This window comes from Rubripirellula lacrimiformis (genome assembly GCF_007741535.1).
Lineage (GTDB): Bacteria > Planctomycetota > Planctomycetia > Pirellulales > Pirellulaceae > Rubripirellula > Rubripirellula lacrimiformis.
This window is the reverse complement of the sequence record NZ_CP036525.1, coordinates 6,867,717-6,892,428: the sequence shown is the minus strand read 5'-3', so window position 1 is coordinate 6,892,428 and position 24,712 is coordinate 6,867,717. Positions and strand designations below refer to the sequence as shown.

Genomic DNA, 24,712 nt, shown 5'->3' with positions numbered 1-24,712 from the left:
GCCGCCCAGACGCCGCCAATTGGAATTAGCTTTACACCGACGGAGAGAACCCATCGCAAAGAATCAAAACACGTTCGCAAAACGCCAACGCGAGATGGAAAAGAAGTTCAAGGCCCAGGATAAGCTAGCCCGACGGGCTGAGCGGAAATTGGCCCAAGAAAACGGGACCAATCTATCGACTGACGCATTGGACGATTCATCCGAAGACGAAAATGCGAGCGAAGATAGTGCGATGGATGTCCCTGACGAGCAACAAATCTGATAGACTGCTGTTACGGCAGTCAGACAAATATATTTTAAGTGGGTGTAAAAGCGGCCCTGGTATTCAAGCGAATATCACAAGCCGATCCCGCTGATAACCGTTGACCCTGTGCAATCGATGTCGTGCGAACGTTTCTTTCGGCGTTGACTGTGCAACTGTTTTGAAGAGTATTGGAAGTAGAGAGATGGCAGAAGGCAAAATCAAACGTATCACCGACAAAGGTTTCGGATTCATCGAGAACGAATCCGGCACGGATATGTTTTTCCACAGCTCTTCGCTTGAGGGCGTCGCTTACGACGACCTACGCGAAGGCCAAAAGGTTGAATATAGCGTCGGACAAGGCCCGAAGGGCCCTCGCGCTGAAAACGTGCGTTTGATCGAAGGTTAGGAAACTAACCGCACCCGTGTTCGATTGATGAACGGATTGTTCATCGCGACCACACAAGGCAGTTCACAACAAAGCCGGTGCTTGCCATCGCTTTGAATCCGGATCTTGGTTATCCCCGCATCAAGGATGCACATGCGGTGGGGAACCAACCCTTTTGATGAAATAGAACACCGCTGTCCTGGTTTTTAGGGCCGTGGTGTTTTTTTATGCGCGGTCAGGACCGTTGCGGACTTAGCTCGGTTGCTGGCTAGCGGCGAATGCCACTTCCTTGGTAGCGAAACGACGCGAGCCGTCCGGTCAAGTGCCGCCAAAGCACAGAGAGTTCGCGCCGAATGTCGGCCAACGTGGGATTGCCGGCCGCTTACGAGAACGTCCGGCTTGGCCGCGGAGCGGCGAAGGTCGTGCCCCCTCACCCCAGCCCTCTCCCCCACGTTGAACGCGAGCAGAACTCGCGTTCAACGCGGGGGAGAGGGGGCAAGACGAGTTGGGGCGACACTGCGGTTAGTTGGTTTTCCTTTGCCCCCTCACCCCAACCCTCTCCCCCACATTGAATGCGAGCAGAACTCGCGTTCAACGCGGGGGAGAGGGGGCAAAACGATTTGGGGAGACACTGCGGTTGGTTGGTTTTCTTTTGCCCCCTCTCCCCAACCCTCTCCCCCACATTGAACGCGAGCGGAACTCGCGTTCAACGCGGGGGAGAGGGGGCAAAACGAGGTGGGGAGACACTGCGGTTGGTTGGTTTTCTTTTGCCCCCTCACCCCAACCCTCTCCCCCACATTGAATGCGAGCAGAACTCGCGTTCAACGCGGGGGAGAGGGGGCAAAACGAGGTGGGGAGACACTGCGGTTGGTTGGTTTTCTTTTGCCCCCTCACCCCAACCCTCTCCCCCACATTGAATGCGAGCAGAACTCGCGTTCAACGCGGGGGAGAGGGGGCAAAACGATTTGGGGAGACACTGCGGTTGGTTGGTTTTCTTTTGCCCCCTCACCCCAACCCTCTCCCCCACATTGAACGCGAGCGGAACTCGCGTTCAACGCGGGGGAGAGGGGGCAAAACGAGTTGGGGGAGACACTGCGGTTGGTTGGTTTTCCTTTGCCCCCTCTCCCCCTGGATTATCGAAGTGGAGCTTCGATTATCTAGGGGGAGAGGGCTGGGGTGAGGGGGCGGTGGTAACACTGAATCCGTGGGGCCCGCCCAAACGGCATGATGCTTTCGCCTCTTTGAGGCTGTTTTAAGCCGGACGTTCCGTGACGCGTCGCGGCTCACTCAACAGGCCGCTCTTACGGACGCTGCTTTCGTACCGTTCACGACGAGCGATCAATCAGTGTCGTTTCTTTCTTCCCCCTCTCTCTAGCTCTCTCCCCCGCAAACCGCTGCGCGGCGGGGGCGAGAGGACTTGAATCGCGACGCTGATTGATCGCTCGTTGCTTCACGAGCGGGCGCTGTGGCACTGCCTAAGATCCCTCGGTCGTGCTGGACGCATCAGTCGTCCGCAGGCGCGCCATCTTTGATCACGAACTTGGCTTCCAACCGAGCGACTTCCGTTGCTAGTCCGGCCTGTTCGACACTTGCCAGTACCTGATTGAAATCCTTGTACGCATCCGGTGCTTCGTCGCGTGGGTATTGTCGACAATTGCTAAGGATGTCGTGGTTCATCAGTTCGGTATCGATCTGGTGTTGGTCCAACATCTTCTTTGCCTTGGTACGGCTCATGCGTCGCCCCGCACCGTGGTTCACGCTGAACGCGGAACGTTCGGCGCCTGGCAGAGCGACCATCACGCTAGATCCATCGCGAGGGTTCCCAGGCAGCAGGATCGGGTGGCCTGTTTCGGCAAACGGTGTTCGCTGCAAACCCGGGTGCCTAGCCGGAAACGCTCGCGTGGCGCCCTTGCGGTGCACCCACTGCAGCTGCTGGCCGACCTGTTCTTGTCGTACGATGTTGTGGCTGATGAAGTACACCAGTTCGCCGCGGACCGATGGGAACACTTCGCGGAATGCTTCCAGCACCAGTTGATTGATCATCAAATGGTTGACGGTTGCAAAGTTGGCACCCATCGCCATATCGCACAGATACAGACGCCCTTCGTCGCTACGCGCATCGGCGTACACCAATTGCGGATCACCTGCGGGAAACGCCAGGCCCTGTTTTTGAAACGATGTCTTCAACGATCGGAACTGTCCCATGGCTAGGTCGTGACCGAGACCGCGTGAACCGCAGTGCGACAGGAACGCGACGTGACCATCGCGCAGTCCAAACGACTGGGCCACTTCGCGGCTGGCTTGGTCCTTGGCAAAGCGTACAACCTCTGCCTCGCCAAAGTGGTTTCCGCCACCGTAGCTGCCCAGTTGTCGGTACTTGCTTTCCAAGCGATCCAAGCTGTCGCGATTGCGGCCTAGGAATTCCAGTCGTGCGGCAAGTGTGTCCGACGACCCGTCCGGCGCGGTGTGGTGCCAGTCTTCGCATCGGTCGGCCCAGGCCTTGGGGATCCCCAGCTTCTTCAGAACGTTTTTGGATGCGCCTTCGGTGGTCAGCTGGAATCCCAATCGGCCATCGACTGGTCGGCTTTTGGGGACGTGTCGTTGGCCACGTCCGGCACCACTGGGGACTCGTTTACCGATCGCTTGGATCAGTTTCCGTCGCACCGTTTGGGATACGATTTCATCGGCAGGGATATCGGTTTGCAGCAGGCTCATGCTGCACTTGATGTCCACACCGACGGGACCTGGGTACACGTGCGTGGGGGATAGCATCACGCATCCGACCGGTGCTCCGTAACCGACGTGCGCGTCCGGGTTCAGCACAACGTCGGTAACACCTGGTGCCAAGCGACTGTTGATGGCTTGTTGGATTGTTTGGTCGTCGAACGTTTGCCGGATCGCATCGTTGCCGATCACGGTGATTGGGCTGTGTGCGTCGCCAACATCGATGGTTGCCGTCGCCGGTCCACTGATTCGTAGGTTCGGGTTGATCGTGTCCATCGATGTTCCTTTTTTAAAATCATAGGATGGCACATGCCATCACTGGGTACGAAAGAGTCGATGGCGGGGGGAAAGGTTCGCGGGACCTGCGGCAGATGGACGTGCTGGGGTGCTTTATTCCAGCGCTGTGGGATGCTTGTCGCTTGCAGGCGCCGTCGCTTTGCGTGGTCCCCCTAGCTTGCCCAGATCTGTTGGCGGTCCGCGGTGTTCGGGCCGAGTCCATCGTTGCCGACTGCCCATTGCCGACGGGCAGGTTGCAAACATCGATGTTGGTGGTGCCCCCCCCGAAGCAAGTTTGGCGATTGCAAAGTTTCACTCGGACAGGCGGTTTGTTTCACGCCGTGGTTGATTTGCATTTTGCATGGCGGATCGCAGTCTGGTGGCGTCTTTCACGGATGCGGCGGCGGTGTGGGCTTGACGTGTCCAGACGACAATCGATACCAGTCTGCACGACTGCCGCGTTTTTCAATAACGGCATCCCCCGCATTCATCGGATCGTTGGGGGCCGAAATCGGACGCTGGCAGATGAACGTCGACAGAGCTATAGAATTCCGTGACAATATTTGCGATTCGTAGGGATCTGTCCGACGATAGACGATATACGCAGACAGACCTCCAATTGAAATGCTGGACTAGACATTGAAAGCTACACCGAAGGCCACCCCAAGCATGCCCATCGCTGACATCCTAGCGCCGTTGCCCGAAGAATTGCGGCGACACCTGTACTTCACGCTCGGTCACTTCACCGACAAAGCAGACGACGCCTATTACTATCGGGCATTGGCGACAGCGGTTCGTGATCGAGTGACGAAGCACTGGGGAGCGACGCGAAAGCGGTTTGCCGAAAGCAACGAACGTCGTGTTCATTACTTCTCCCTCGAATTCCTGCTTGGTCGTTCGCTGAACAACGCGATTCAGAATTTGGGCTTGGACGAAGATGCCCGTCTGGCGCTTCACCAGTACGGATTGAAGCTAGAGGAAATCGAAGAATCCGAACCGGATGCGGGTCTCGGCAATGGTGGCTTGGGCCGCTTGGCCGCATGTTTCTTGGACAGCTGTGCCAACCTGCAGCTGCCCGTGGTTGGCTATGGAATCCGATATGAATTCGGCATGTTCCATCAATACATCGAAGATGGTCGCCAAGTCGAAGCCCCCGATCACTGGTTGCGTGAAGGCAACCCTTGGGAAATCGAGCGACCAGAAAATACTCGGACGATCAAGTTCTACGGGCACACCCACCGCGGCATCAACGACCAGGGGAAACCGTTCAGCAAGTGGGTGGGAACCCACGATTTGTTGGCCGTGCCCTACGACATGCCGATCCCGGGCTACAAGAACGAAACCGTCAACACGCTTCGCCTGTGGAAAGCCGAAGCGACCGACGTGTTCAACCTGGAAGAATTCAACTCGGGCAACTATCCCGACGCCGTGGTTCAGAAGAACAACGCCGAGCAGATTTCGATGGTTCTGTATCCGAATGATGCCAGCGAGAACGGGAAAGAGCTGCGGCTAAAACAGCAGTACTTCCTGGTCTCGGCTAGCCTTCAGGATGTTTTGGCAAAATGGGTTGACCAGCACGGAGACGACTTCACCGATTTCGGCAAGCTGAATTGTTTCCAGTTGAATGACACGCACCCTGCGTCGGCCGTTCCCGAGTTGATGCGTCTGTTGATGGACGAACACGGTTTGGATTGGGATCAGGCGTGGAAGATTACTTCCGGTTGCATGGCCTACACCAACCACACGTTGCTGCCCGAAGCCTTGGAACGATGGTCGGTCAGTTTGTTCAGCCGTCTGTTGCCACGTTTGCTAGAAATCATCTTCGAGATCAACGAACGTTTCTTGGCCGAGGTCACCAAGCTGTACCCCGGCGACATGGAACTGCGACGTCGTGTGTCGTTGGTCGAAGAGGGGGATCAGCCCCACATCCGCATGGCCTATCTGTCGATCGTCGGCAGTTTCTCGGTCAACGGCGTGGCGGCGTTGCACACCGAACTGTTGAAGAGCGGGTTGTTCTCTGACTTCTATGCGATGTGGCCCGAGAAGTTCAACAACAAGACCAACGGTGTGACCCAGCGTCGATGGTTGTCGCACTGCAATCCAGACCTGCGGAACCTGTTGTACGAAACCATCGGCACCGGGTGGGAATCCGATCTGGGGCAAATAGAGAAGTTGGTGCCCTATGCCGACGATCCTGCGTTCCAAAAGAAATGGTCGGACGTCAAACAGAGAAACAAACAACGTTTGGCTCAGTACGTCAAAGCCAACACCGGCGTTGAATTCAACACGTCGGCGTTGTTCGATGTCCAAGTCAAACGGATCCACGAATACAAACGACAACTGTTGAACGTGCTGCACGTTGTCCATCTGTATGACCGTATTCGCCGCGGCGACACCGAGGGCATGGTCCCACGCTGTGTTCTGATCGGCGGCAAAGCGGCCCCGGGATACCATGTGGCAAAGTTGATCGTCAAATTGATCAACAACGTGGGGTCGGTGGTGAATTCGGATCCGATGAACAAGGACATGTTGAAACTTGTCTTTTTCCCGAACTATCGCGTTTCGTCGATGGAGATCATTTGTCCGGGAACCGAGCTTTCCGAGCAGATTTCGACGGCTGGCAAAGAAGCGTCGGGTACCGGCAACATGAAGTTCATGATGAACGGTGCGTTGACGATCGGAACTCTGGACGGTGCCAACATCGAAATCCGCGAGAAGGCGGGCGAGGAAAACTTTTTCTTGTTCGGCCTGGATGCCGACGGAGTGGTGGCGACCAAGAAGGACTACGATCCGAACGCGATCATTTCGAAAGACGAAGATATTCGACGCGTGATGGAACTGATCGAAGGCGGCCATTTCAATGCCACTGAGCCAGGGATCTTTGATCTGCTGACTTCGGGTTTGCGAAATCCGCACGATCAGTGGCTGACGATCGCCGACTTCCGAAGCTACATTGATGCACAGGCCGAAGCCGCCAAGACTTACTCGGACCAGAAACTTTGGAATCGCATGAGCATTCTAAATTCGGCCACGAGTGGGTGGTTCTCTAGCGACCGAACGATTGGTCAGTATGCGGACGAAATTTGGAAGGCGAAGCCGCTGGGCGCTGCAAAGAGCGGCGCAGCACAAAAAAACGGAAAGGGCTGATTCGAACGATGCGTTTCCAAAGATCTTCAGGAGTGCTCTGCCACATCACCAGCCTTGCAGGTGATTATGGCATCGGCGACCTCGGTCCGAACGCGTTTGCGTTCGTCGATTTTTTGCAAGCCGCCGGTCAAGGCATCTGGCAGATCCTGCCGTTGGTGCCACCGTCGGCCTGTGATTCGCCGTATAGCGGGTATTCGGCGTTTGCCGGCAACCCGTTGATGATCAGTCCTGAATTGCTTGTCCAAGACGGATTGCTGGATGCAGACGATATTCAACCATCGGAATCTGTGTCCGCCGATTCGTCCAAAGTGGACTACGCCGCCGTGGCGGAGTTCAAGCAAGCGATCCTAAGGAAGGCGTTCGATCGATTCACCAGCGGGAACTACCCGCAGATCCAAGCATCGCTGGATCAGTTCGTTGCCGGTGCAAGCTGGTTGGACGAATTCGCACGATTCGAAGCGATGATGCGGCACTTCGGAAATTCCGACTGGACCCAGTGGCCGATCGAAATCGTGCGCCGCTTTTCGGACGCGATCGAAAATTGGGACCAGAAGCTGCGCGACGAAATCGATTTTTCAGAGTTCCAGCAATTCATTTTTGATCGACAGTGGAAACGGTTGAAGGCCTACGCCAACGACCGCGGCATCCAGATGTACGGCGACATGCCGATCTTCGTCGCGCACAACAGTGCCGATGTTTGGGCCAACCAAGATCTGTTTGCATTGGACATGTTCGGCAAGCCGACGCTAGTCGCCGGTGTACCGCCCGATTATTTCAGCAAGACCGGCCAACTGTGGGGCAACCCTCAGTACCGCTGGGATGTGCTGGAATCAACCGACTATGCCTGGTGGACCGCACGATTCCGCGGAGCCTTGCAGCAGTTTGACCTGCTTCGCGTCGACCACTTCCGTGGATTCGAAGCGTATTGGGAAGTGCCTGCATCCGCCAAAACGGCCGTCAGTGGACGTTGGGTGATCGGCCCCGGTGCAAAGCCGTTTCAGGCCGCACGGCGTAAACTTGGCGAATTGCCGATGATTGCCGAAGACTTGGGGATGATCACCGAAGCGGTCCATCAACTTCGTGATGAACTCGGGTTCCCCGGGATGCGAGTGTTCCAGTTTGGTTTCGATACCGAAGAGGACGATTTCCATCGCCCTCGTTCCTATACCGAGCGTTCGGTCGCATATACCGGTACGCACGACAATGACACGTTGGTGGGGTGGTATCGCAGTCGCAAGCCACGCGCCGACGCGCCGGATCCACTGGATGAAATCGTCACCGGTGGCGACGATGTGCACTGGCAAATGATCGACGCGGTCTATCAATCCGCATCGGATACCGCGATCGTCCCGATTCAAGATTTCTTGGGTCTCGGGAACGAAGCTAAGATGAACATGCCGGGCAAAGCCGATGGGAATTGGGCTTGGCGATTGACGCCGGGAATGATCACGGACGACCTTGCCGATCGGATTCGCGAGATGACCCAAAGTTCCAATCGGATGGCCAGTTCAGATCGCCTGGTCAAAGAACCCGCCTGATCGACGAATTCGTTGGATCACCAAACCTGCGGGTCGCAGTCGTCTCGTATCGTCTGTGGACCTTTCGATCCGCTTGGATCTCGCTTTACCGTTATCAACAACGATCGTTGCCGTGTCCGACCTTGTGCCACCCCGTCGTGACGACCAGATTCAATACGTCGATGGGGGCTATCGGTCGGCAGGTCAGCCACCGTCAATGGTCGGACGGACGTTTCCAACCCTGCATTTCTATCAGCAGTTTGTGCGCAACGTTCTGCGTTCTAGCCGGGTTGCAAAACGCGGCAGATACGACAACGAAACGTGGAGCCGGACCAGTTTTGAAGTGCTGCGTGCCCTGGAATCAGTAGGCATCACCGTCGAAGTCGCCGGCACTGGGAACTTGCAATCGTTGCACTCGCCTTGTGTGTTTGTCGGCAACCACATGAGCATGTTGGAAACGATCGTGTTGCCAGCGATCGTTCAACCGATTTGTGATGTGACCTTTGTGGTCAAGCAAAGCTTGGTGGACTATCCGGTGTTTCGACACATTCTCGGCTCGCGCAATCCGATCGCAGTGTCGCGAGTCAACGCACGGGAAGACTTCAAGGTCGTGATGACCCAGGGTGCGGAAAGGCTTCAACGAGGCATCTCGGTCGTCGTTTTTCCGCAGACCACACGAAGCACGTCGTTCGATCCATCACAGTTCAATTCGATCGGCATCAAATTGGCGTCGCGCTGCGGCGTGCCTGTCATTCCGATCGCGCTGCGGACCGATGCATGGGGCAACGGAAAGCGGATCAAAGACTTGGGCCCGATCGATCCCAGCAAGACCGTGCATTTCGAATTCGGATCTCCCATCGATGTCGTGGGCCGCGGTGAAGCACAGCACCAGCAAGTGATCGAGTTCATCGAGTCGCGGCTGGCCAGTTGGGCCGATTGAAAAAACGTCAAAGCGTGCACCGTGGAATTTCGGATGGCGTGATCGATTGCCCCCCGTTGGACATCCGGGGCCGCTGGGATGCGAGTATGCGAGTATGCGAGTATGCGGGGCCGCACTAGCCGCTACACCGATTGTCCATACATGCGGCTGACGCTGGTCATCAGCCGGTGCCAATCGTTGACCAGTTCAGCGATATCAAAGTTGCCGGCATCGTCGCGTCCGGCACCACGAAGGCTAACCGAAACCTGATGGTCTAGGGTCAGCAGCGTTTCCATCGCCAGGTGGGCGCGGCGGTCGGATTGGCTTAGCGAATCGTCGCCGTAGATCCAGACATGATCCCCCAGCACGTGATCCACCAATTGTGTCGCTGCTTCGCGGGCGTTTTCGGCGGTGATGACGATCGAGCGGCTGCCGGATTGAGCGTAAAATTTGGACATCGTGAAACCTTCCGTGATTCAGGTGGAAAACCAATCTTCGAGCGGCAAGAAACTGACTTGCCCTCGACAGAAATCATCATCGGGGTCACGATTGACACGTTTGGTCAGTCGCCGCCAAACCGCCATTCATCCGCCATTTCGCTGTTTCCAGGAAAACCTGCTTTGAAGATTTGGATCGACGCTGACGCGGCTCCGACCGACGTCAAAGAGATTGTTTTTAAAGCGTCCAAGCGGCTGGAAATTGAAACCATCTTGGTCGCCAACCGCCCGGTCGTCGCCCCCCCGGCCTATGCCCAGGTGCGATCGGTCACCGTGCCCGAAGGCGCCGATCAAGCCGACCGCTATATCGCCATGACGGCCGATTTCGGTGATTTGGCGATCACGGCCGATGTGCCCTTGGCCAGTGATTTGGTGGACGGCGGGTTGTACGTCATCGACCCCCGCGGCGTTGAATACTCCCAAGACACGATCGCTTCCCGATTGTCGATGCGAAATTTCATGGATGATCTGCGTGGTGAAGGCATGGTGGTGGGCCGGACGTCGCCCTACAGTGCCACCGACAAAAAGGCCTTTGCAGCAACCTTCGACCGGCTGTTGACCCGCGCCATTCGCGCCGACGAAAGACGGCGTCGTTCCCAATCCCACGGGACCGAGCAACCTGCGGATTCGGATGGGACGGGTGACACGGCGGCGCCGGCCGATACGGATAGGCTGTCCGAATGAGTGCAAAGAACCCGAATCATCGTGGGCAAGACGACGCCGGTCAGCCACCGCCTGAGCGTGCCAAATGGGATGCAAGTCAATGGGATCCTGAACAACTGGCCGACCGAGTCGCCACGGCATACCACGAAGCCGGCCATGCCGTGATGGCAACGCTGTTGGGCCGTCCGATCCAAAAGGTAACCATCGAACCGGGTAAACTTCAGACCGGTGCTACCCGGTTGGGGCTGTGCCAGATCCAGAAAGGCCGATCCAAGGCGTCCAAAGATTGGCTCGAAGACGAGGTGTTGATCCTGTATGCCGGGATGGTTGCCGAGGCGCATTTTACCGGCAACTATTGTCAGTCCGGTGCGGCCGAAGATTTGCGGGCGATCCAACGACTGGTGCGGTCACGGCCCGGCAGCGTGCGTCAGATGGAACGTTACCAGCGACGATTCCTTGACAAGACCGAGCATATTTTGCGAGACGATGCCTACGCGGAAGCCATCAAGCTGATCGCCACCGAATTGGTCGTGCGAACGACCATCAGCGGGCGAGCCGTACGACACTTTTTAGACCAATCGATCAAACATACCGACTGAGATATTCATGGCAACGAAGTCATCCGCCCCCATCAACCTGTCGGCGCTCGCTCGCCAAATCGCCACCGACTTGGGGGCCACCGAACACCAGGTCGCCGCAGCGATCGAACTGCTGCAGGATGGGAATACGATTCCCTTCATCGCTCGTTACCGAAAAGAAGCAACCGGCGGACTCGACGAGGTTGCTTTGCGATTGATCGAGGATTCGCTTGAACGAGCAACGGCATTGGCGGCGCGAAAAGTGACGGTGATCAAGTCGATCGATCAACAGGGTTTGTTGACGGATGCACTGCGCCGCAAAATTGACGCCTGTACCGAATTGGCGGCGCTCGAAGCGATCTATCTGCCCTTCAAACCCAAACGACGAACCCGGGCCACGATCGCCCGTGAACGGGGATTGGAACCGTTGGCCCATTTGTTGTTGGACCAGAAACGCTTGGGCCGTTCGCAATCGGAAACCCTGGCCGCGTTCGTCGACGCCGCCAAAGACGTTCCCGATTCGGATGCTGCGCTGCAGGGAGCGATGGATATCGTGGCGGAACAGTGGTCCGAAGACGCCGAGATTCGGTCGTGGATGATCGACCAGGGCAACAAGCAAGGTCGGATCACGTCGCAAGCCAAGCGTGGAAAGAAAGACGCCGCAGCCGAAAAGTTCGAACTGTACGTCGACCATCAAGAATCAGCCGCTCGGATCCCGTCGCACCGATTGTTGGCGATGCTGCGTGGGGAAGCCGATGGTTTGCTTCGCATTGGCGTGTCGTTGGACGACGAAGAAATGTTGCGTCGGTTCAAACCCAAAGTGATTCACAACCGCGACTTCGAATTTCACGATGCGTTGGTCCGCACCGCCCAGGATTGCTATGACCGTTTGCTGATGCCGGCGACCGAGTCGTCGATGTTGCAAGCGTTGAAAGAGCAAGCCGACGAAGAAGCGATCGAAGTGTTCGCAAAGAACCTTCGCGAACTGTTGATGGCTGCCCCTGCTGGACCACGCGTCACGATCGGGATTGATCCTGGATTTCGAACGGGCTGCAAGGTGGCGGTGATCGACGCGACGGGAAAATTCCTATCCAACCGCACGATCTATCCGACACCGCCAAAGTCCGACTCCGCAGGCGCGGCCAAAACGATGTTGGAATTGATCCAAAAGTACAACGTCGAATTGGTTGCGATCGGCAACGGGACTGCATCACGCGAAACCGACGCATTTGTTGGCGACCTGATCAAACAACACAAGTTGGACATCACCAAGGTGATGGTCAGCGAGGCTGGGGCATCGATCTATTCGGCCAGCGAGTTGGCAGGGAAAGAGTTTCCGGACTTGGACATCACCGTTCGCGGCGCCATCAGCATCGCCAGACGTCTGCAGGACCCGTTGGCCGAACTGGTCAAATCGGATCCCAAGTCGATCGGCGTCGGTCAGTATCAACACGATGTCAATCAAACCAAGTTGCGAAAGTGTTTGGACCGGATTGTCGAGTCCTGTGTCAATCAGGTGGGGGTGGATCTGAATATGGCCAGCGTCCCGCTGTTGTCCCACGTGGCGGGTATCGGCCCCAAATTGGCCGAGAACATCGTCGAGTACCGTGACCAGAACGGACGTTTTCGCAACCGCAGCGAATTGACCAAGGTCGCCAAGCTAGGCAAGAAAGCTTTCGAACAAGCGGCTGGTTTTTTGCGGATCCGCGGTGGCGATCAACCGCTGGATGAATCGGCGGTCCATCCCGAATGTTACGGCGTCGTCGCAGCGATGGCCAAAAAACTTGGCACCGACACCAAGGCGTTGGTCGGCAATGCAGGTCTAAGCCAGAAACTTCAACCGGAACAGTTCGTAAGTGATCGCTATGGCGTGCCAACCGTGACCGACATCATTACGGAATTGGCGAAGCCGGGGCGGGATCCGCGAAGCGAGTTTCGGGCAGTCCAGTTCAATGACAAGGTCAACGACATGAAGGACCTGCGACCCGACATGGTGCTGGAAGGCGTGATCACCAACGTGACCCACTTTGGTGCCTTCATCGATCTGGGCGTGCACCAAGACGGGCTGATCCATATTTCGCAGTTGTCGGATACCTACGTCAGTGATCCCAGTGACGTGGTTTCCGTCGGCGACGTTATGAAAGTGAAGGTGATGGAGATCGACCTGACACGCAAGCGAATCTCGGTAACGCGGAAATTCTAAATCCGCCTGGCGTCGGACAACGCGAACTTGACTTTCCCCCAACGGCGAATCACTTGGTGATTCGCCGTTTGTTTTTTGGATTCCGATGCATCCAATGGGAACCGCGCGATCCGGACAACCGATCGGCCGGACGCAACCGTTACAACCGGGCGTGAAAAACGTCCTTTCTGACAAGTGATTGATTGTCTTGCCGATTGGCGAATCTAGGCTCTTGATAACGCATGGGTGGAATTCTCGGGGCGTCCCAGAATTCTTCATGCCGGACATCGCCCCTAGTATCGTTTGTCGTCGATCGACGAACTTCGCCTGTTAAGGAATCGATTGTGAACTGGTTTGTCAAGTTTGTTTGGGTGTCGGCTCTAACGCTGGTGACAGCCGGAACCACACTGGCCAATGGAACATCCAGTTTCCTGGGCGATGCATGCGGGCCGCAAATCTCGTATCAACCGCGGACGGTGATGCGGTCGCAGTACGTCACGGAAACACGCCAAGTTCCCTACACCGCGTACCAACGCGAAACCCGCACTCGCATGCGCACGGTCACTCGCCGCGTCGCTCGCGTGGAATCGCGCCAACAGACCTACACGGTCCAGGTTCCGACCACTCAAACGCGGACGGAAAACTACAACGTTCAGGTTGCCGTTCCGTACACCCAACAGGTGCCGTACACCGTTCAGATTCCGGTGACCACGCAGATCGAACAGACCTATCAGGTGTCGATCCCGTACACCGAACAGGTGGCCCAGGCGTACACGGTTCAGATTCCGCACACCGACCAAGTCGAACAAACCTACACGGTCGAAGTTCCCTACACCGAAATTCAAACGCAGAACTATACCGTTAGCGTTCCCTACACCGACCAGGTGGAACAGCGGTACACGGTGCAGATTCCCGTTCACCAAACTCGCGACGAAACCTACACGGTCGAAGTCCCCTACACCGACGAAGTCGAACAGACCTACACGGTTCAGGTTCCCGTCACATCGACTCGTACCGAAACCTATCAGGTGTCGGTGCCCTACACCGAAACGACGACTCAGTCGTACACCATTCAGGTGCCTTACACGGAAATGGCAACTCAGAACTATCAGGTAGATGTTCCCTATACCGAGAACATTGAACAGCCCTACACCGTGACCGTTCCGTACACCGAAGCGGTTCAGCAGAACTACACCGTCAACATTCCGTACGTCGAACATGTGGCCCAGAACTATCAAGTTCAGGTTCCGGTAACACAGACGCACACGGCGTATCGCACCGTCAATCGCTGCGTTCCCGTGACGACGATGAAGACCGTGACGCGTGATCAGGGCAGTTACCAATGCGTGCCTACCGAAGTTCAATCGTCGGTCGCTCCATCGTCCTGCCTGACCGGCGGGCAAGGGTTGATCGGAAGTCTATTGGGCGGTTTGGTCGGCGGTTGCCGCGGTGGCTGTCTGTCGGCTTCCGCATGCACTTGCAATGCCGATCCCTGCAATAGCGGAGTGGTGGGCGATGCTTGTTGCCCAACGATTGTTTATCGAAAGGTTTACGTGCCCAACTTGGTCTGCGAACAGGTTCCTGTCACGACCTACCAAAACCAATGCACCCAGGTGCCCTACTGCTACACCACGACAAGCTACACCTGCGAAACTCGCACCCGAATGGTGCCTGTCACCCGTTGCCGTACCGAAACACGTTCGCGAACTGTCAACGTGACCAAGTACAAAACCGAAACTCGTAGCCGATCGGTGCCGGTCACTCGTACACGAACCGAACAACGCAGTCGCCAGTACAGCGTGACGAAGTATCGAACCGAAACTCGCACCCGCGAAGTGCCCGTCAATCGCACCCGCATGGAAACTCGTACCCGCGATATCCCCGTCACAACGATGACCACGCAAACTCGTACTCGCAGAGTACCGGTTCAGAAATCACGAACCGAAACGCGGACTCGAACGGTTCCTTACACGGAATACAAGACCGAGGATCGTACTCGGATGGTTCCCGTGCAGCGATACCGCGAAGAACAACGGTCGCGTCAGTATCAAGTGACCAAGTGCCGCACCGAAACTCGTACTCGGATGGTCCCCGTGACCCGGATGACGACCGAAACGCGGTCGCGAATGGTACCTGTCACGCGGACCCGATTGGAAACCCGCACCCGCTTGATTCCGCAAACCACGATGACCACCGAAACCCGGACCCGGACCATCCAGTGCACGCGAATGGAAACTCAGGTTCGCAGCCGCCAAGTCAACTTCACCGTCTGTGTGCCGCAGCAACGCGTCCGCAACTACAACGTGAAGGTGTACGACTGCGTGACCGAGGAAATTCCGGAAACGTACAGTGTGTGCGTGCCGGTCCAGAAATGTCGAACGGTCCGTGTGCGTGTGTGCAAGCCCGTTGCAACGACGATCCAGGTGCCCGTGTGCAGTACCGATGAATCGCATTACCAATCGTCGTCGCTGCCACCGGAGCACATCATCGATGGCCAACCACTTGGTGAATCCGTGATGGACGGTGTCGTTTTTGACGGCCCAATCATCGACGCAACCATGTCGGGCCAAGGCGTGTACGAAGGCCAATCGATGGAACGACCGATCATCGAAGCTCCCGTCCAAACGGGCGCTGGTTGTACGAACTGCAACTAACGCGTTCCCGCGCCAGCGGCAGTTTCAGCGAACCAATTCAAAGCTTCGACGCCCAAGGGTGTCGAGGCTTTTTTTAGGTCTTGCGGTATCGGGCGCGATCGCGAGCGTAGCTTTGCGCATCGGGGACTTCGACCGATTGTGGGTCGGTGTCTTCCATCAAACGTTTCAGCAGCGGACGGCACCATCCGCATCCGGTGCCGGCACCGTAGCACTGCGACAACTGGCTGACGACTTTCGGTCGATGGACGCGAATGTACTGGACCACTTTACGGCGTGTGACGTGAAAGCAAAGGCACAGTTCTTGATCTTCGTCGATCATCCGCTGGCTCCGTCGGTGATCAGCCAAGTGGCGATTCGGCAGGCGTCGTCATAGTCGGCCATCACCAGTCGTTCGTCCGCGGTGTGGATGTTCTTTTGACCGCACCCCATCGTCACCGCTTCGATGCCATGCAGGAACAACCAATTGGCATCCAGTCCGCCGTTGGAAACTTCGGCGAACGGTTCGCGGCCAATCCGGCGGATCGCATCGAAAGCAGCCGCGATCGAGGGATGGTCATCGGCCAATTGGAAGGATTCGTAGTCGACGTTGGAATCGAATTCGATGCTGCCCGTTCGGCCGTCGTCCGACTTCACTTCGCTGGCCGCACGTTCAAAGGCCGAGCGGATTTCTTGGACGATTCGAGTTCGCATTTCCGCATCATGGCTGCGGGCTTCGGCGCGCAGATTGACTTGGGGGGTGATCACGTTGGTTGCATCGCCGCCTTGGATGACGCCGACGTTGGCGGTGCCGACCCCAGCATCCTGGACCACTTTGCCTAGCCACCCGCGGGCGTCCAGGTCGGCGATCGCGCGTGCAGCGATCACGATGGCGCTGACACCCTTTTCGGGGGCGACGCCGGCGTGTGCGGGGATCCCGTTGACCTGGATCGACATCCGCTCGCCGCCGATTGCACCGATGGTCAGTTTTTCGACGGTTCCGCCATCAAAGTTGAACGCTCGGTCGACGTGGCCGATCGCGTCTTTGTCGATGGCCTTGGCACCCTGCAGGCCGACTTCTTCTTGGATCAGAAAGCTGATGACGGCCGGTGGATAGTTTTCGTCGCCCTTGGCAAGCCGTTCCACGATGGCGGTCAAGATCGCTGCGCAGCCGGCTCGGTCGTCCGCTCCTAGACCCGTTTCGACGCTGCTGCGGATCTCTTTCCCATCGATCATCGGTTGGCTACCCACGCAAATCGGCACGGTATCCATGTGGGCCGATAGCAGGGTTCGTGGTCCCGAACCGTTTCCCGGCAGCGAGACGAATAGGTTGCCGCAGTCACCGGCGATGGGGGTGCGGGTATTGGCATCGTCGAACTTGATCTGCGAAGCGGCGACGCCGGCTTCCTTCAAGTGTTCGATGATCGCCGCCGCCACCATCGCTTCTTCGCCGCTTTTGCCCGGGATCCGTGCTAGCGAGATGAATCGCTCCAGTGCCGACTTGGAATCGACTTCGATCAGAGTATCAGCTTCGTTCTTTTTCGCTGGCACGTTACACTCGGGGACAGGAGAATCGGGGCAGGGTCATTAGAATATGGTCGTGCTTTATCATCCTCCTTTCTTGCCACCTACTCAACACGGTCACCGTTTCTCGTGAATTTGCCAGTCATCGACCCCAACGCTGCCCAGCCAGCGACGGCCCGCCCCCCGGCGGATGCCCGTCGGCACCTGCTGGATACTTCGGTTGACGAGCTAAAGGAGTGGCTAAAGGAGCAAGGCCAGCCGGGATTTCGGGCCAAGCAAATCGTCCATTGGGTGTTCCAGCGGCGGGTGCAAGAGTTCGCCGAAATGAGCGATCTGCCCAAAGCCCTGCGGCAAAAATTGGAACAATCGTTTCGCATCTGGGTGACCGAAGAGGCCACGCTGGTCACGTCATCCGATGGAACCGAAAAGGTGTTGGTGCGACTGCCCGATGGTGGCGAAGTCGAATGCGTGCTGCTTCGCGATGGTATCCGGCGCAGCATTTGTGTCAGCAGCCAGGTCGGTTGCGCGATGGGATGCGTGTTTTGTGCCAGCGGCCTGGATGGCGTCGACCGGAATCTGACCACGGGCGAGATTCTGGAACAGATGCTTCGTTTGCAATCCAAGTTGGACGAAGGCGAACGGCTAAGCCACATAGTGATGATGGGGATGGGCGAACCGCTTGCGAACCTGGATCGGGTGCTCGGCGCGCTGGACGTTGCTCGCAGCAGCGACGGGCTGGCGATCAGTCCACGTCGGATCACGATCAGCACGGTCGGCCTGCCACCGGCCATCGATCGGTTGGCACGCAGCGGTGTGCCCTACAATCTGGCCGTTAGTCTGCATGCACCCAATGACGAACTGCGAAACAAGTTGGTGCCGGTGAACCATAAAATCGGTGTCGATGCGGTGCTGGGGGCGGCGGATCGTTACTTCGATTCCTGCGGCCGGCGGCTGACCTTCGAATACGTGCTGCTTGGCGGTGTGAACGATTCCGATGACGAAGCAAAACAATTGGCTCGGCTGCTCCGCAAACGCACCGCCATGCTGAACGTGATTCCGTACAACCCCGTCGAAGGGTTGCCATACGTAACACCCAGCAAGAAAGCGATCGATAACTTTCGAAAGATTCTGGAAACCGGCGGCGTCAACGTGCAGTTCCGGCAACGCAAGGGCGGCGAAATCGATGCCGCCTGTGGCCAGCTGCGCCGCAACCGTGGTTCCATTCAACGTGACGAGTCTGGCAAACGCGACTGATCGGTCAGTCCTGAATTTCCTCCATCCGATAAAAGTAGCTTCATGGCCGTTGAAATCGACATCTTGTACCGTGGCGGTCTTCACTGCGAAGCCACCCATGGCCCCAGCGGGACCAGCCTGGAAACCGACGCACCGACGGACAATGGCGGCAAAGGTGCTTCGTTTTCGCCCACCGATTTAGTGGCCACCGCGCTGGGGACCTGCGTGATGACGATCTTGGGCTTGGTGGCCGATCGACACGATCTGGATCTAAGCAGTACCAGCGTGCATGTCGAGAAAGAAATGGTCGCTGACCCGGTCCGCCGGATTGGATCGCTGCGAACGGTCGTCACGGTGCCCGCCGGTCTGGCGATCGATGATGCTATGAGGACACGCTTGGAATCGGCCGCACGGAAATGCCCGGTGCATCAGAGTCTGCATCCCAAAATCGATGCCCCCATCGACTTCATCTACCAGTAATCGCCGATCGCCCATTCGGCTGATTCAATCAACCAACTCGCCAAGAGTTTCGGCGGTTGGGAATTGCCGAAAGTCTTGGCGGCATTCGCGACGGGCCTTGGGAAATGGCGTGGCGTGATTGGGGGCGGGCTTTTTTGGGTGTCGGCGCCGGACTGATGTCGTTTTCGCTTGCCCCATGGTGGTAAACTGGGCTGAGAAACGGAGTTGCTCGTTTTTCGCTGCTTTCCTACTATCCCCAATCTGTGGGATTGCGGTCCATCATGACCCGGCATGCCCTGCTTCTGGCACTCCCGCTTGCATTAAACCCTTCTAGGAATCCGCTATGGACAGTCGTCTGCGTCCGAAAACCCTCCTGCATCCATTGCGATCGTTGTCTCCGTGCCGCATTTTGGCCAATCGATGGTCGGCGTCGTCGATGATGTTGATCGCTTCATTGGTGATGGTCTGCTCGAGCCCGCAAGACGCTTCTGCACAGCCCGCCGTTGCTGCACAGCCCGCCGCTGCGGCACCGCTTGCTGTCCCATCGGCTCGCGACAGCGTGGTGGCACGGACGATTGCCAAACTGATGCCTGAAAACCACATTTCGGCTCAGGTGTTGAACGATACGATCAGCCAACGGGCGCTGAAACTGTTCACCGATTCGCTGGATCCGCTGAAACTATATTTCTATCAAAGCGACATCAGTGAATTTGATCTTAACGCTACCTCGATCGACGACATGGTCCGCCAAGGCGATCTGGCGCTGGCGTACAGCATCTTTGGCCGATTCATTCAACGCGTCGACGAACGCGTCGCCGTGGCTCAAGAACTGCTAGATGGTGACTTCGATTTCACCGCGGACGAATCGATCGTGATCGATCCCGAGTCCGCCAAGTACGCTAGCAATCCAGATGAAGCTCGTGATCGCTGGCGTCGTCAGATCAAGTATTCGCTATTGGATCTGAAGGACGACGGCAAAGATCAAGCCGAAGCAGTCGATCAGCTGAAACGGCGTTACACTCGCTACGCACGACGCTGGAAACAAACCGACAGCGACGACCTGTTGGAAATGTTCCTGACCGCGGTAACGATGGGTTACGACCCGCATTCGACTTACATGTCGCCGCAAACGCTGGAAGATTTCCAGATTCAAATGCGGTTGAACTTGGACGGAATCGGAGCCCAGTTGAGCGAGAAGGACGGAAAGACAACCGTGACTCGCGTGATCCCCGGCGGTGCCGCTGCCAAACACGGCAAGCTGGCTACCGATGACGTGATCGTGACGGTCGGCCAAGACGATTCGGGTGAATCGGTCGATGTGGTCGAAATGCCGTTGTCGGACGTCGTGAACTTGATTCGTGGACGAGCTGGAACCACCGTCCGCTTGGGCGTCAAAGCCGGTGGCGTTGGGAACGTCGAAGAATACAAAATCGTGCGTGCCCGTATCGAACTCGAAGAATCAGCCGCTCGTGGCGAGATCATCGAACACACGATGGACGGATCCCCCGAAACGCTGAAAATCGGCTACATCAATCTGCCCAGTTTCTATCTGGACATGGAATCGGCTCGGCAAGACAAGCAAGATTTCCGCAGCAGCACGCGAGACGTTCGTCGCATTCTGCAAGACTTCCAAGCCAAACAGGTCGACGGTGTGGTGTTGGACCTCAGCAAGAATGGTGGCGGCAGTTTGACCGAAGCGATCAATCTGACCGGACTGTTCATCGATCGCGGCCCCGTGGTTCAAGTCAAAAATTCCGATGGCAGCGTCCAACAGTATGCCGACGAAGATTCGGGAACCGCGTGGGACAAGCCGTTGGTCGTTCTGACTAGCAAGTTCAGCGCCAGTGCCAGCGAAATTTTCGCAGGTGCCATCCAGGATTATCGCCGCGGAATCGTCATCGGTGACCCCGCCACCCACGGCAAGGGAACCGTCCAAACCCTGATGGATTTGGGACAACAATTGTTCCGCAACAACCGAGCCAATTTCGGTGCGTTGAAGGTTACGCTGCAACAGTTCTATCTGCCCGATGGCGAAAGCACCCAATTGAAGGGCGTGCTAGCCGACGTGATCCTGCCCAGCATCACATCCAAAATGGATGTTAGCGAAGGCGATCTGAAGTTTGCACTCGAACACGATCGCGTCAAAGCGGCTCGGCACAGTGTCTATAACATGAAGCCAGCCGATCTGATTGGATCGCTCCGCCAACGATCGATGACTCGGATTGCAGCCGACAAGGAATTCGGTGATCTGCTGCGTCGCATCGAGTTGTATGTGTCTCAGAAGGAACAGAACACGGTGTCGTTGGACGAAGAACAGTTCATGGCTCGCCGCAAAGAATTGGATTCCCAGAAGGAAGAAGAGGAAGAGACTCTGGAAACCCAGTTGAGTGCCGAAGAGATCTACCGGGACAACTTCTATAACCGCGAAGTCATGAACGTGACCCACGACTATGTCGACGGGCTACGCAAGCAAAACCTGGCTCAACTGAACTAGTTTCGGTTGGCCGTCGGTATCCATCGGCTGGCGCCCAGTGTCGTCTCGTTTGTAGCGGCACATGGCGCAAGCCGTCCGGTTTCGACTTCTGAGGTTATCCGTGGGGGCGATTTTTGCTTCGCGGAACTCACTATCGGCTCATCCGATCGACTTTGCGATCGCGTAGATTTCAGCGGCGTCCAGCACTTTGTCGTTGCTGGTAAACAGCGACTCGATCGCAGCGCGGTGAGTCTTCATCTTCAGACCGCCCACGCCGATCGCGCCGTACCCCACGCCGTGACCAAATTCTTTGGCTTTGTCGGTGATCGCGATCCCTTCGATTCCCGCCGGCGGAACCGCGTTCAGGTCGATCGCGACTTTCAACGTGGCGAGCGATTGGATGGTCGCGGCATCGACCAGTTCCACACCGGCGGCGCCACAGGCGATCACGATCGCTGCGCCGTCAAGAACTTCGGCGGTCTGTCCTGGGGACCCGGCTTGCCCACCGCTGACAGAGCCTGCCGAGGTGGAATCGGTCGACGCGTTGGTGGCGGCCTGATCGGCGGCCTGCTGTGCGCGATCCAGTGATCGACTGGTCAGCACGACATCCGCACCATCGCTGGCCAACAGCTGAGCCACGCGGCGTCCCACCGGACCGGTGCCACCTAAGACGACCGCACGGGCGCCGTCTAAGTTGACGTGGCGGGCTGCGGCGACGACTGCTGCCGACGCGGTGGTGTTGCAGCCATTGGCGTCCAACATCAACGATACGCGCACCGGGCCAAAGAACGCTTGCTGGCAGGCTTCCAATAGTTTTTCGGCTTGGCCCACATCGCTGCCACCAATGAAGATCGCTGTGTTCTTCAGGTCATCGCCACCACGGGTGAACATGGCGCCATGCACCAGCGGTGTGACGTTCGTTACCTGGATGCCTTCGTAACGCAACAAGTGATCGACGCCGGCATCAATCGCCACGACCGAGTCAAACGAACTGGGTTGGGAATCGATGTCGAATTGAATCAGGATTTTCTTGGTCATGATGCCAGTCAACTAGGGCGACCCGTTGCGGGATGCCTGGAACGGGAAAGGTGGATGCATAAAAAAAGCTTTCCGGCATTATCGCCGAAAAGCTTTCGTTGGATCGTTGGCGACTGCGCCGCTGCTTAGAATCCCTTGAATGGGTGAGCAGCTGAATCCTTTTGAGCGATCATTTCGTCAGCGCTTGGCTTGTTGCCCATTGCGTTGACGAGCGATTGCTTGACGGCTTCGTAGTTGTACTGATAGATCTTTTCGTCGTCTTCGGCGGCTGGGTGAATGAACACGCCACAGACGCAAACCAAGTCTTCGGCTTGATCCTTTGGAATGATTCCTTCGGCGACGCAGTCGGCAACCGCCTTGGCAACCGCTGCTTGTGCAGGGCCGAACATTTGCACGACTTGCTTCATGCCCTTCATCGTGACCTTGGTCACCATGACGGTCGAAGGTTTAACGGCGACGTTAGGAGCCAAAACGGCCATCAGGTTTGTGTGGCCTTCGCTTTGCGTAGCCAATGCGTTTGCGAACGCGGTACCGACTGGTCCGTTCTTGCTACCGATCATCAGGTCGATGTGGGCGACTTCATTACCATCGCCAACAAGTGCTTCACCAACATTGAACTGCATTGCAGAGACTGCCTATTTAAGTGCTAGGGGGACAACAAAAAGTTTGGCCACGATTCGACACGGCAAAGCGGGCGAAGATACGACGCAGACCGCCGGGCGGGTTCGAATCGGGGACAGTAGACTATGCGTCCGCCCGGGATTGCCTGGACAGCAGGAAATTCCGCACGCGGAGCGTAACGAAAAAGTAACAGACCCCACTGCCGATGCAACCACCCGAGCCCTCGAAACGTCCAGATCCACAGCCCAATCAGGCCGTTAAACCCCGCAAACAGACGATTGTGATGGTCGGGGCGTCGATTCGGGCAGCCGCCCAGTCGGCTCAGCGAGCCGGGTATCTGGTCCACGGAATGGACCTTTTTGGCGACCAGGATACCCGCCAAGCCTGCAGCCATTTCACCGATCTGAATGACCGGGATGCGATCCAGGCCTGGATGTCGGAACAGGATTCGAACCAGCCGATCGTCCAAGTCGGAGGCGTCAGCCGGATTGCCGAGCGACTGGGGGGGGCTGCGGATCGGCTGCGACCATCGTTGACCCGCCAGGCGATGGTGGCAGCCCCGGCGAATCTGAAGCGGTGGGCGGAATCGGCCGGTCTGCACTACCCGGAAACCGTCGATGTGGGCGATCCGCGGGTTGCGGATGCCGGTGGACGATGGCTGACGAAGTCGCAGGATAGTTCCGGTGGGCTAGGTGTTCGTTGGTTCGGACCAACGGATCCGGATGCCACCGCACCTGGGCTTTTGCAATCGCCGAGCGTCCAACGATGGATTCCGGGCCGGTCGATGGGCGCGACCTTCATGCTAGGCAGCCGCGGAGCGAAACTGTTGGGCGTTTGCCGTTCTTTCCACCAAAGCATGGTCATCGGCGGGCTTCGGTATCCCTTCGTCTACGCCGGGTCTGCGGGGCCGTTTCCCTGCCCCAGCTGGATCGCTGATCGCTTGGTCCAGATGGGGAACCGGATTGCGGACGCGACCGGATTGGTGGGGCTTTGCAATCTGGATTTTGTCCTCGACCGCCAGGGCAGAACTTGGTTGTTGGAAGCGAATCCGCGATGGAGTGGTTCCAGTGAACTGATTGAACATCCGTCGATCCAGCATGTCGATCGCAGCCAGGGAAATCACAGCCAGGACGAAGCTGATTCTGGATTCGGCAATCTGCGATCGGTTGGTGGAAGCCTGGCCAATCAAGCATCCCCGACGCGTTGCCCGTCATTGCTGATCGCCAGCCTGTCGGGGGATGACTGGCCATCGTCGACCGAATTGCCAGGGCATGGCTTCGGTATCAAGCGAGTCGTGTTCGCCAGGGCAACCTTTCGCTTTCGCCGCGATCGGGTCCATCGGTTGCTGGATCCTCACACACGGATCGCGGACGTCCCACCGGACGGATCGGTCATCGCCAAAGGAATGCCGGTGTGCACGTTGATTTGGCATGGCGGGTTTCGCCATGGCAGCAGTGACATGGCGGTCCGCCCAACAGTGGGCGAGGAACCGTGCCGGACATTCGACCGGACCTTCGCCGCCGTGCGAAGATCCACGGGCAGCGATTGCAAGCCAACCCCTGCCTAACAGGACCGTATCGAATCTCGATGGGGCACGGTCCC

The 24,712-nt window shown here is 57.3% G+C and carries 19 protein-coding genes; 13 read left to right on the top strand and 6 right to left on the bottom strand.

Annotation, left to right across the window (positions count from 1 at the left end):
* Nucleotides 1–94: 94 nt before the first annotated feature.
* Together K227x_RS24110 and K227x_RS24105 are read left to right on the top strand one after the other, a co-directional pair.
* The gene (locus K227x_RS24110) at nucleotides 95–262 is read left to right on the top strand and encodes a hypothetical protein (RefSeq protein WP_218933487.1); all 168 of its coding nucleotides are present in this window, start codon (nucleotides 95–97) and stop codon (nucleotides 260–262) included.
* A 184-nt stretch (nucleotides 263–446) separates the two neighbouring features.
* On the top strand, nucleotides 447–650 hold the full coding sequence (locus K227x_RS24105; RefSeq protein ID WP_145173941.1) for a cold-shock protein: 204 nt from the start codon (nucleotides 447–449) through the stop codon (nucleotides 648–650).
* A 1,482-nt stretch (nucleotides 651–2,132) separates the two neighbouring features.
* Here the strand turns inward: K227x_RS24105 and K227x_RS24100 are convergent.
* Nucleotides 2,133–3,629 carry an RtcB family protein gene (locus K227x_RS24100; protein WP_145173938.1) on the bottom strand — a complete coding sequence of 499 codons (1,497 nt, stop codon included), beginning with the start codon at nucleotides 3,627–3,629 and terminating at the stop codon, nucleotides 2,133–2,135.
* A gap of 669 nt (nucleotides 3,630–4,298) precedes the next feature.
* On the opposite strand from K227x_RS24100, the gene K227x_RS24095 reads away from it, so the two are divergent.
* The 3 genes from K227x_RS24095 (at nucleotide 4,299) to K227x_RS24085 (ending at nucleotide 9,233) form a co-directional block, all read left to right on the top strand.
* Complete coding sequence (locus tag K227x_RS24095) at nucleotides 4,299–6,776, top strand: glycogen/starch/alpha-glucan phosphorylase (RefSeq protein ID WP_145173935.1); 2,478 nt, start codon at nucleotides 4,299–4,301, stop codon at nucleotides 6,774–6,776.
* 8 nt (nucleotides 6,777–6,784) lie between these two features.
* Nucleotides 6,785–8,314 carry a 4-alpha-glucanotransferase gene (gene malQ / locus K227x_RS24090; protein ID WP_145173932.1) on the top strand — a complete coding sequence of 510 codons (1,530 nt, stop codon included), beginning with the start codon at nucleotides 6,785–6,787 and terminating at the stop codon, nucleotides 8,312–8,314.
* 112 nt (nucleotides 8,315–8,426) lie between these two features.
* The gene (locus K227x_RS24085; RefSeq protein ID WP_246146181.1) at nucleotides 8,427–9,233 is read left to right on the top strand and encodes a lysophospholipid acyltransferase family protein; all 807 of its coding nucleotides are present in this window, start codon (nucleotides 8,427–8,429) and stop codon (nucleotides 9,231–9,233) included.
* A 122-nt stretch (nucleotides 9,234–9,355) separates the two neighbouring features.
* On the opposite strand, the gene K227x_RS24080 is transcribed toward K227x_RS24085, so the two are convergent.
* Nucleotides 9,356–9,670 carry a hypothetical protein gene (locus K227x_RS24080; protein ID WP_145173929.1) on the bottom strand — a complete coding sequence of 105 codons (315 nt, stop codon included), beginning with the start codon at nucleotides 9,668–9,670 and terminating at the stop codon, nucleotides 9,356–9,358.
* A gap of 162 nt (nucleotides 9,671–9,832) precedes the next feature.
* On the opposite strand from K227x_RS24080, the gene K227x_RS24075 reads away from it, so the two are divergent.
* The 4 genes from K227x_RS24075 to K227x_RS24060 all read left to right on the top strand — a co-directional run bounded on the left by K227x_RS24075 (nucleotide 9,833) and on the right by K227x_RS24060 (nucleotide 15,786).
* Nucleotides 9,833–10,393, top strand: a complete 561-nt coding sequence (locus K227x_RS24075; protein WP_145178390.1) for a YaiI/YqxD family protein — start codon at nucleotides 9,833–9,835, stop codon at nucleotides 10,391–10,393.
* Entirely contained in the window at nucleotides 10,390–10,971 is a 582-nt protein-coding gene (locus K227x_RS24070; protein WP_145173926.1) for an ATP-dependent metallopeptidase FtsH/Yme1/Tma family protein, read from the top strand. Before K227x_RS24075 ends, K227x_RS24070 begins: the two co-directional genes overlap by 4 nt.
* Before the next feature lie 7 nt (nucleotides 10,972–10,978).
* Complete coding sequence (locus tag K227x_RS24065) at nucleotides 10,979–13,153, top strand: Tex family protein (protein WP_145173923.1); 2,175 nt, start codon at nucleotides 10,979–10,981, stop codon at nucleotides 13,151–13,153.
* A gap of 458 nt (nucleotides 13,154–13,611) precedes the next feature.
* Nucleotides 13,612–15,786 (top strand): hypothetical protein, encoded by a 2,175-nt coding sequence (locus tag K227x_RS24060; protein WP_449314270.1) that lies wholly within the window; start codon nucleotides 13,612–13,614, stop codon nucleotides 15,784–15,786.
* A gap of 73 nt (nucleotides 15,787–15,859) precedes the next feature.
* Here K227x_RS24060 and K227x_RS24055 read toward each other — a convergent pair whose 3' ends face one another.
* Together K227x_RS24055 and K227x_RS24050 are read right to left on the bottom strand one after the other, a co-directional pair.
* Nucleotides 15,860–16,105 (bottom strand): (2Fe-2S)-binding protein, encoded by a 246-nt coding sequence (locus K227x_RS24055; protein WP_145173917.1) that lies wholly within the window; start codon nucleotides 16,103–16,105, stop codon nucleotides 15,860–15,862.
* Complete coding sequence (locus K227x_RS24050; protein ID WP_246146179.1) at nucleotides 16,102–17,313, bottom strand: M20/M25/M40 family metallo-hydrolase; 1,212 nt, start codon at nucleotides 17,311–17,313, stop codon at nucleotides 16,102–16,104. Before K227x_RS24050 ends, K227x_RS24055 begins: the two co-directional genes overlap by 4 nt.
* 102 nt (nucleotides 17,314–17,415) lie before the next feature.
* Between K227x_RS24050 and rlmN the strand changes: the two genes are divergently transcribed.
* The 3 genes from rlmN to K227x_RS24035 all read left to right on the top strand — a co-directional run bounded on the left by rlmN (nucleotide 17,416) and on the right by K227x_RS24035 (nucleotide 21,472).
* Nucleotides 17,416–18,540, top strand: a complete 1,125-nt coding sequence (gene rlmN / locus K227x_RS24045) for a 23S rRNA (adenine(2503)-C(2))-methyltransferase RlmN (RefSeq protein WP_145173914.1) — start codon at nucleotides 17,416–17,418, stop codon at nucleotides 18,538–18,540.
* Between the two features lie 42 nt (nucleotides 18,541–18,582).
* Nucleotides 18,583–18,999 carry an OsmC family protein gene (locus K227x_RS24040; RefSeq protein WP_145173911.1) on the top strand — a complete coding sequence of 139 codons (417 nt, stop codon included), beginning with the start codon at nucleotides 18,583–18,585 and terminating at the stop codon, nucleotides 18,997–18,999.
* Nucleotides 19,000–19,414: 415 nt separating this feature from the next.
* The gene (locus tag K227x_RS24035) at nucleotides 19,415–21,472 is read left to right on the top strand and encodes a carboxy terminal-processing peptidase (protein WP_145178386.1); all 2,058 of its coding nucleotides are present in this window, start codon (nucleotides 19,415–19,417) and stop codon (nucleotides 21,470–21,472) included.
* A gap of 138 nt (nucleotides 21,473–21,610) precedes the next feature.
* On the opposite strand, the gene K227x_RS24030 is transcribed toward K227x_RS24035, so the two are convergent.
* Nucleotides 21,611–22,489, bottom strand: a complete 879-nt coding sequence (locus tag K227x_RS24030; protein WP_145173908.1) for an NAD(P)-dependent methylenetetrahydromethanopterin dehydrogenase — start codon at nucleotides 22,487–22,489, stop codon at nucleotides 21,611–21,613.
* Nucleotides 22,490–22,614: 125 nt separating this feature from the next.
* Complete coding sequence (gene fae, locus K227x_RS24025) at nucleotides 22,615–23,112, bottom strand: formaldehyde-activating enzyme (RefSeq protein WP_145173906.1); 498 nt, start codon at nucleotides 23,110–23,112, stop codon at nucleotides 22,615–22,617.
* A gap of 203 nt (nucleotides 23,113–23,315) precedes the next feature.
* On the opposite strand from fae, the gene K227x_RS24020 reads away from it, so the two are divergent.
* On the top strand, nucleotides 23,316–24,677 hold the full coding sequence (locus K227x_RS24020; RefSeq protein ID WP_145173903.1) for an ATP-grasp domain-containing protein: 1,362 nt from the start codon (nucleotides 23,316–23,318) through the stop codon (nucleotides 24,675–24,677).
* Nucleotides 24,678–24,712: the final 35 nt, after the last annotated feature.

Excerpts from the sequence above, each read along its gene's own strand:
- K227x_RS24110 (WP_218933487.1), top strand. The coding sequence starts at position 95 with ATGGAAAAGAAGTTCAAGGCCCAGGATAAGCTAGCCCGACGGGCTGAG.
- K227x_RS24105 (WP_145173941.1), top strand. The coding sequence starts at position 447 with ATGGCAGAAGGCAAAATCAAACGTATCACCGACAAAGGTTTCGGATTC.
- K227x_RS24100 (WP_145173938.1), bottom strand. The coding sequence starts at position 3,629 with ATGGACACGATCAACCCGAACCTACGAATCAGTGGACCGGCGACGGCA.
- K227x_RS24095 (WP_145173935.1), top strand. The coding sequence starts at position 4,299 with ATGCCCATCGCTGACATCCTAGCGCCGTTGCCCGAAGAATTGCGGCGA.
- malQ (WP_145173932.1), top strand. The coding sequence starts at position 6,785 with ATGCGTTTCCAAAGATCTTCAGGAGTGCTCTGCCACATCACCAGCCTT.
- K227x_RS24080 (WP_145173929.1), bottom strand. The coding sequence starts at position 9,670 with ATGTCCAAATTTTACGCTCAATCCGGCAGCCGCTCGATCGTCATCACC.
- K227x_RS24070 (WP_145173926.1), top strand. The coding sequence starts at position 10,390 with ATGAGTGCAAAGAACCCGAATCATCGTGGGCAAGACGACGCCGGTCAG.
- K227x_RS24065 (WP_145173923.1), top strand. The coding sequence starts at position 10,979 with ATGGCAACGAAGTCATCCGCCCCCATCAACCTGTCGGCGCTCGCTCGC.
- K227x_RS24060 (WP_449314270.1), top strand. The coding sequence starts at position 13,612 with ATGCGGTCGCAGTACGTCACGGAAACACGCCAAGTTCCCTACACCGCG.
- K227x_RS24055 (WP_145173917.1), bottom strand. The coding sequence starts at position 16,105 with ATGATCGACGAAGATCAAGAACTGTGCCTTTGCTTTCACGTCACACGC.
- K227x_RS24040 (WP_145173911.1), top strand. The coding sequence starts at position 18,583 with ATGGCCGTTGAAATCGACATCTTGTACCGTGGCGGTCTTCACTGCGAA.
- K227x_RS24035 (WP_145178386.1), top strand. The coding sequence starts at position 19,415 with ATGATGTTGATCGCTTCATTGGTGATGGTCTGCTCGAGCCCGCAAGAC.
- K227x_RS24030 (WP_145173908.1), bottom strand. The coding sequence starts at position 22,489 with ATGACCAAGAAAATCCTGATTCAATTCGACATCGATTCCCAACCCAGT.
- fae (WP_145173906.1), bottom strand. The coding sequence starts at position 23,112 with ATGCAGTTCAATGTTGGTGAAGCACTTGTTGGCGATGGTAATGAAGTC.
- K227x_RS24020 (WP_145173903.1), top strand. The coding sequence starts at position 23,316 with ATGCAACCACCCGAGCCCTCGAAACGTCCAGATCCACAGCCCAATCAG.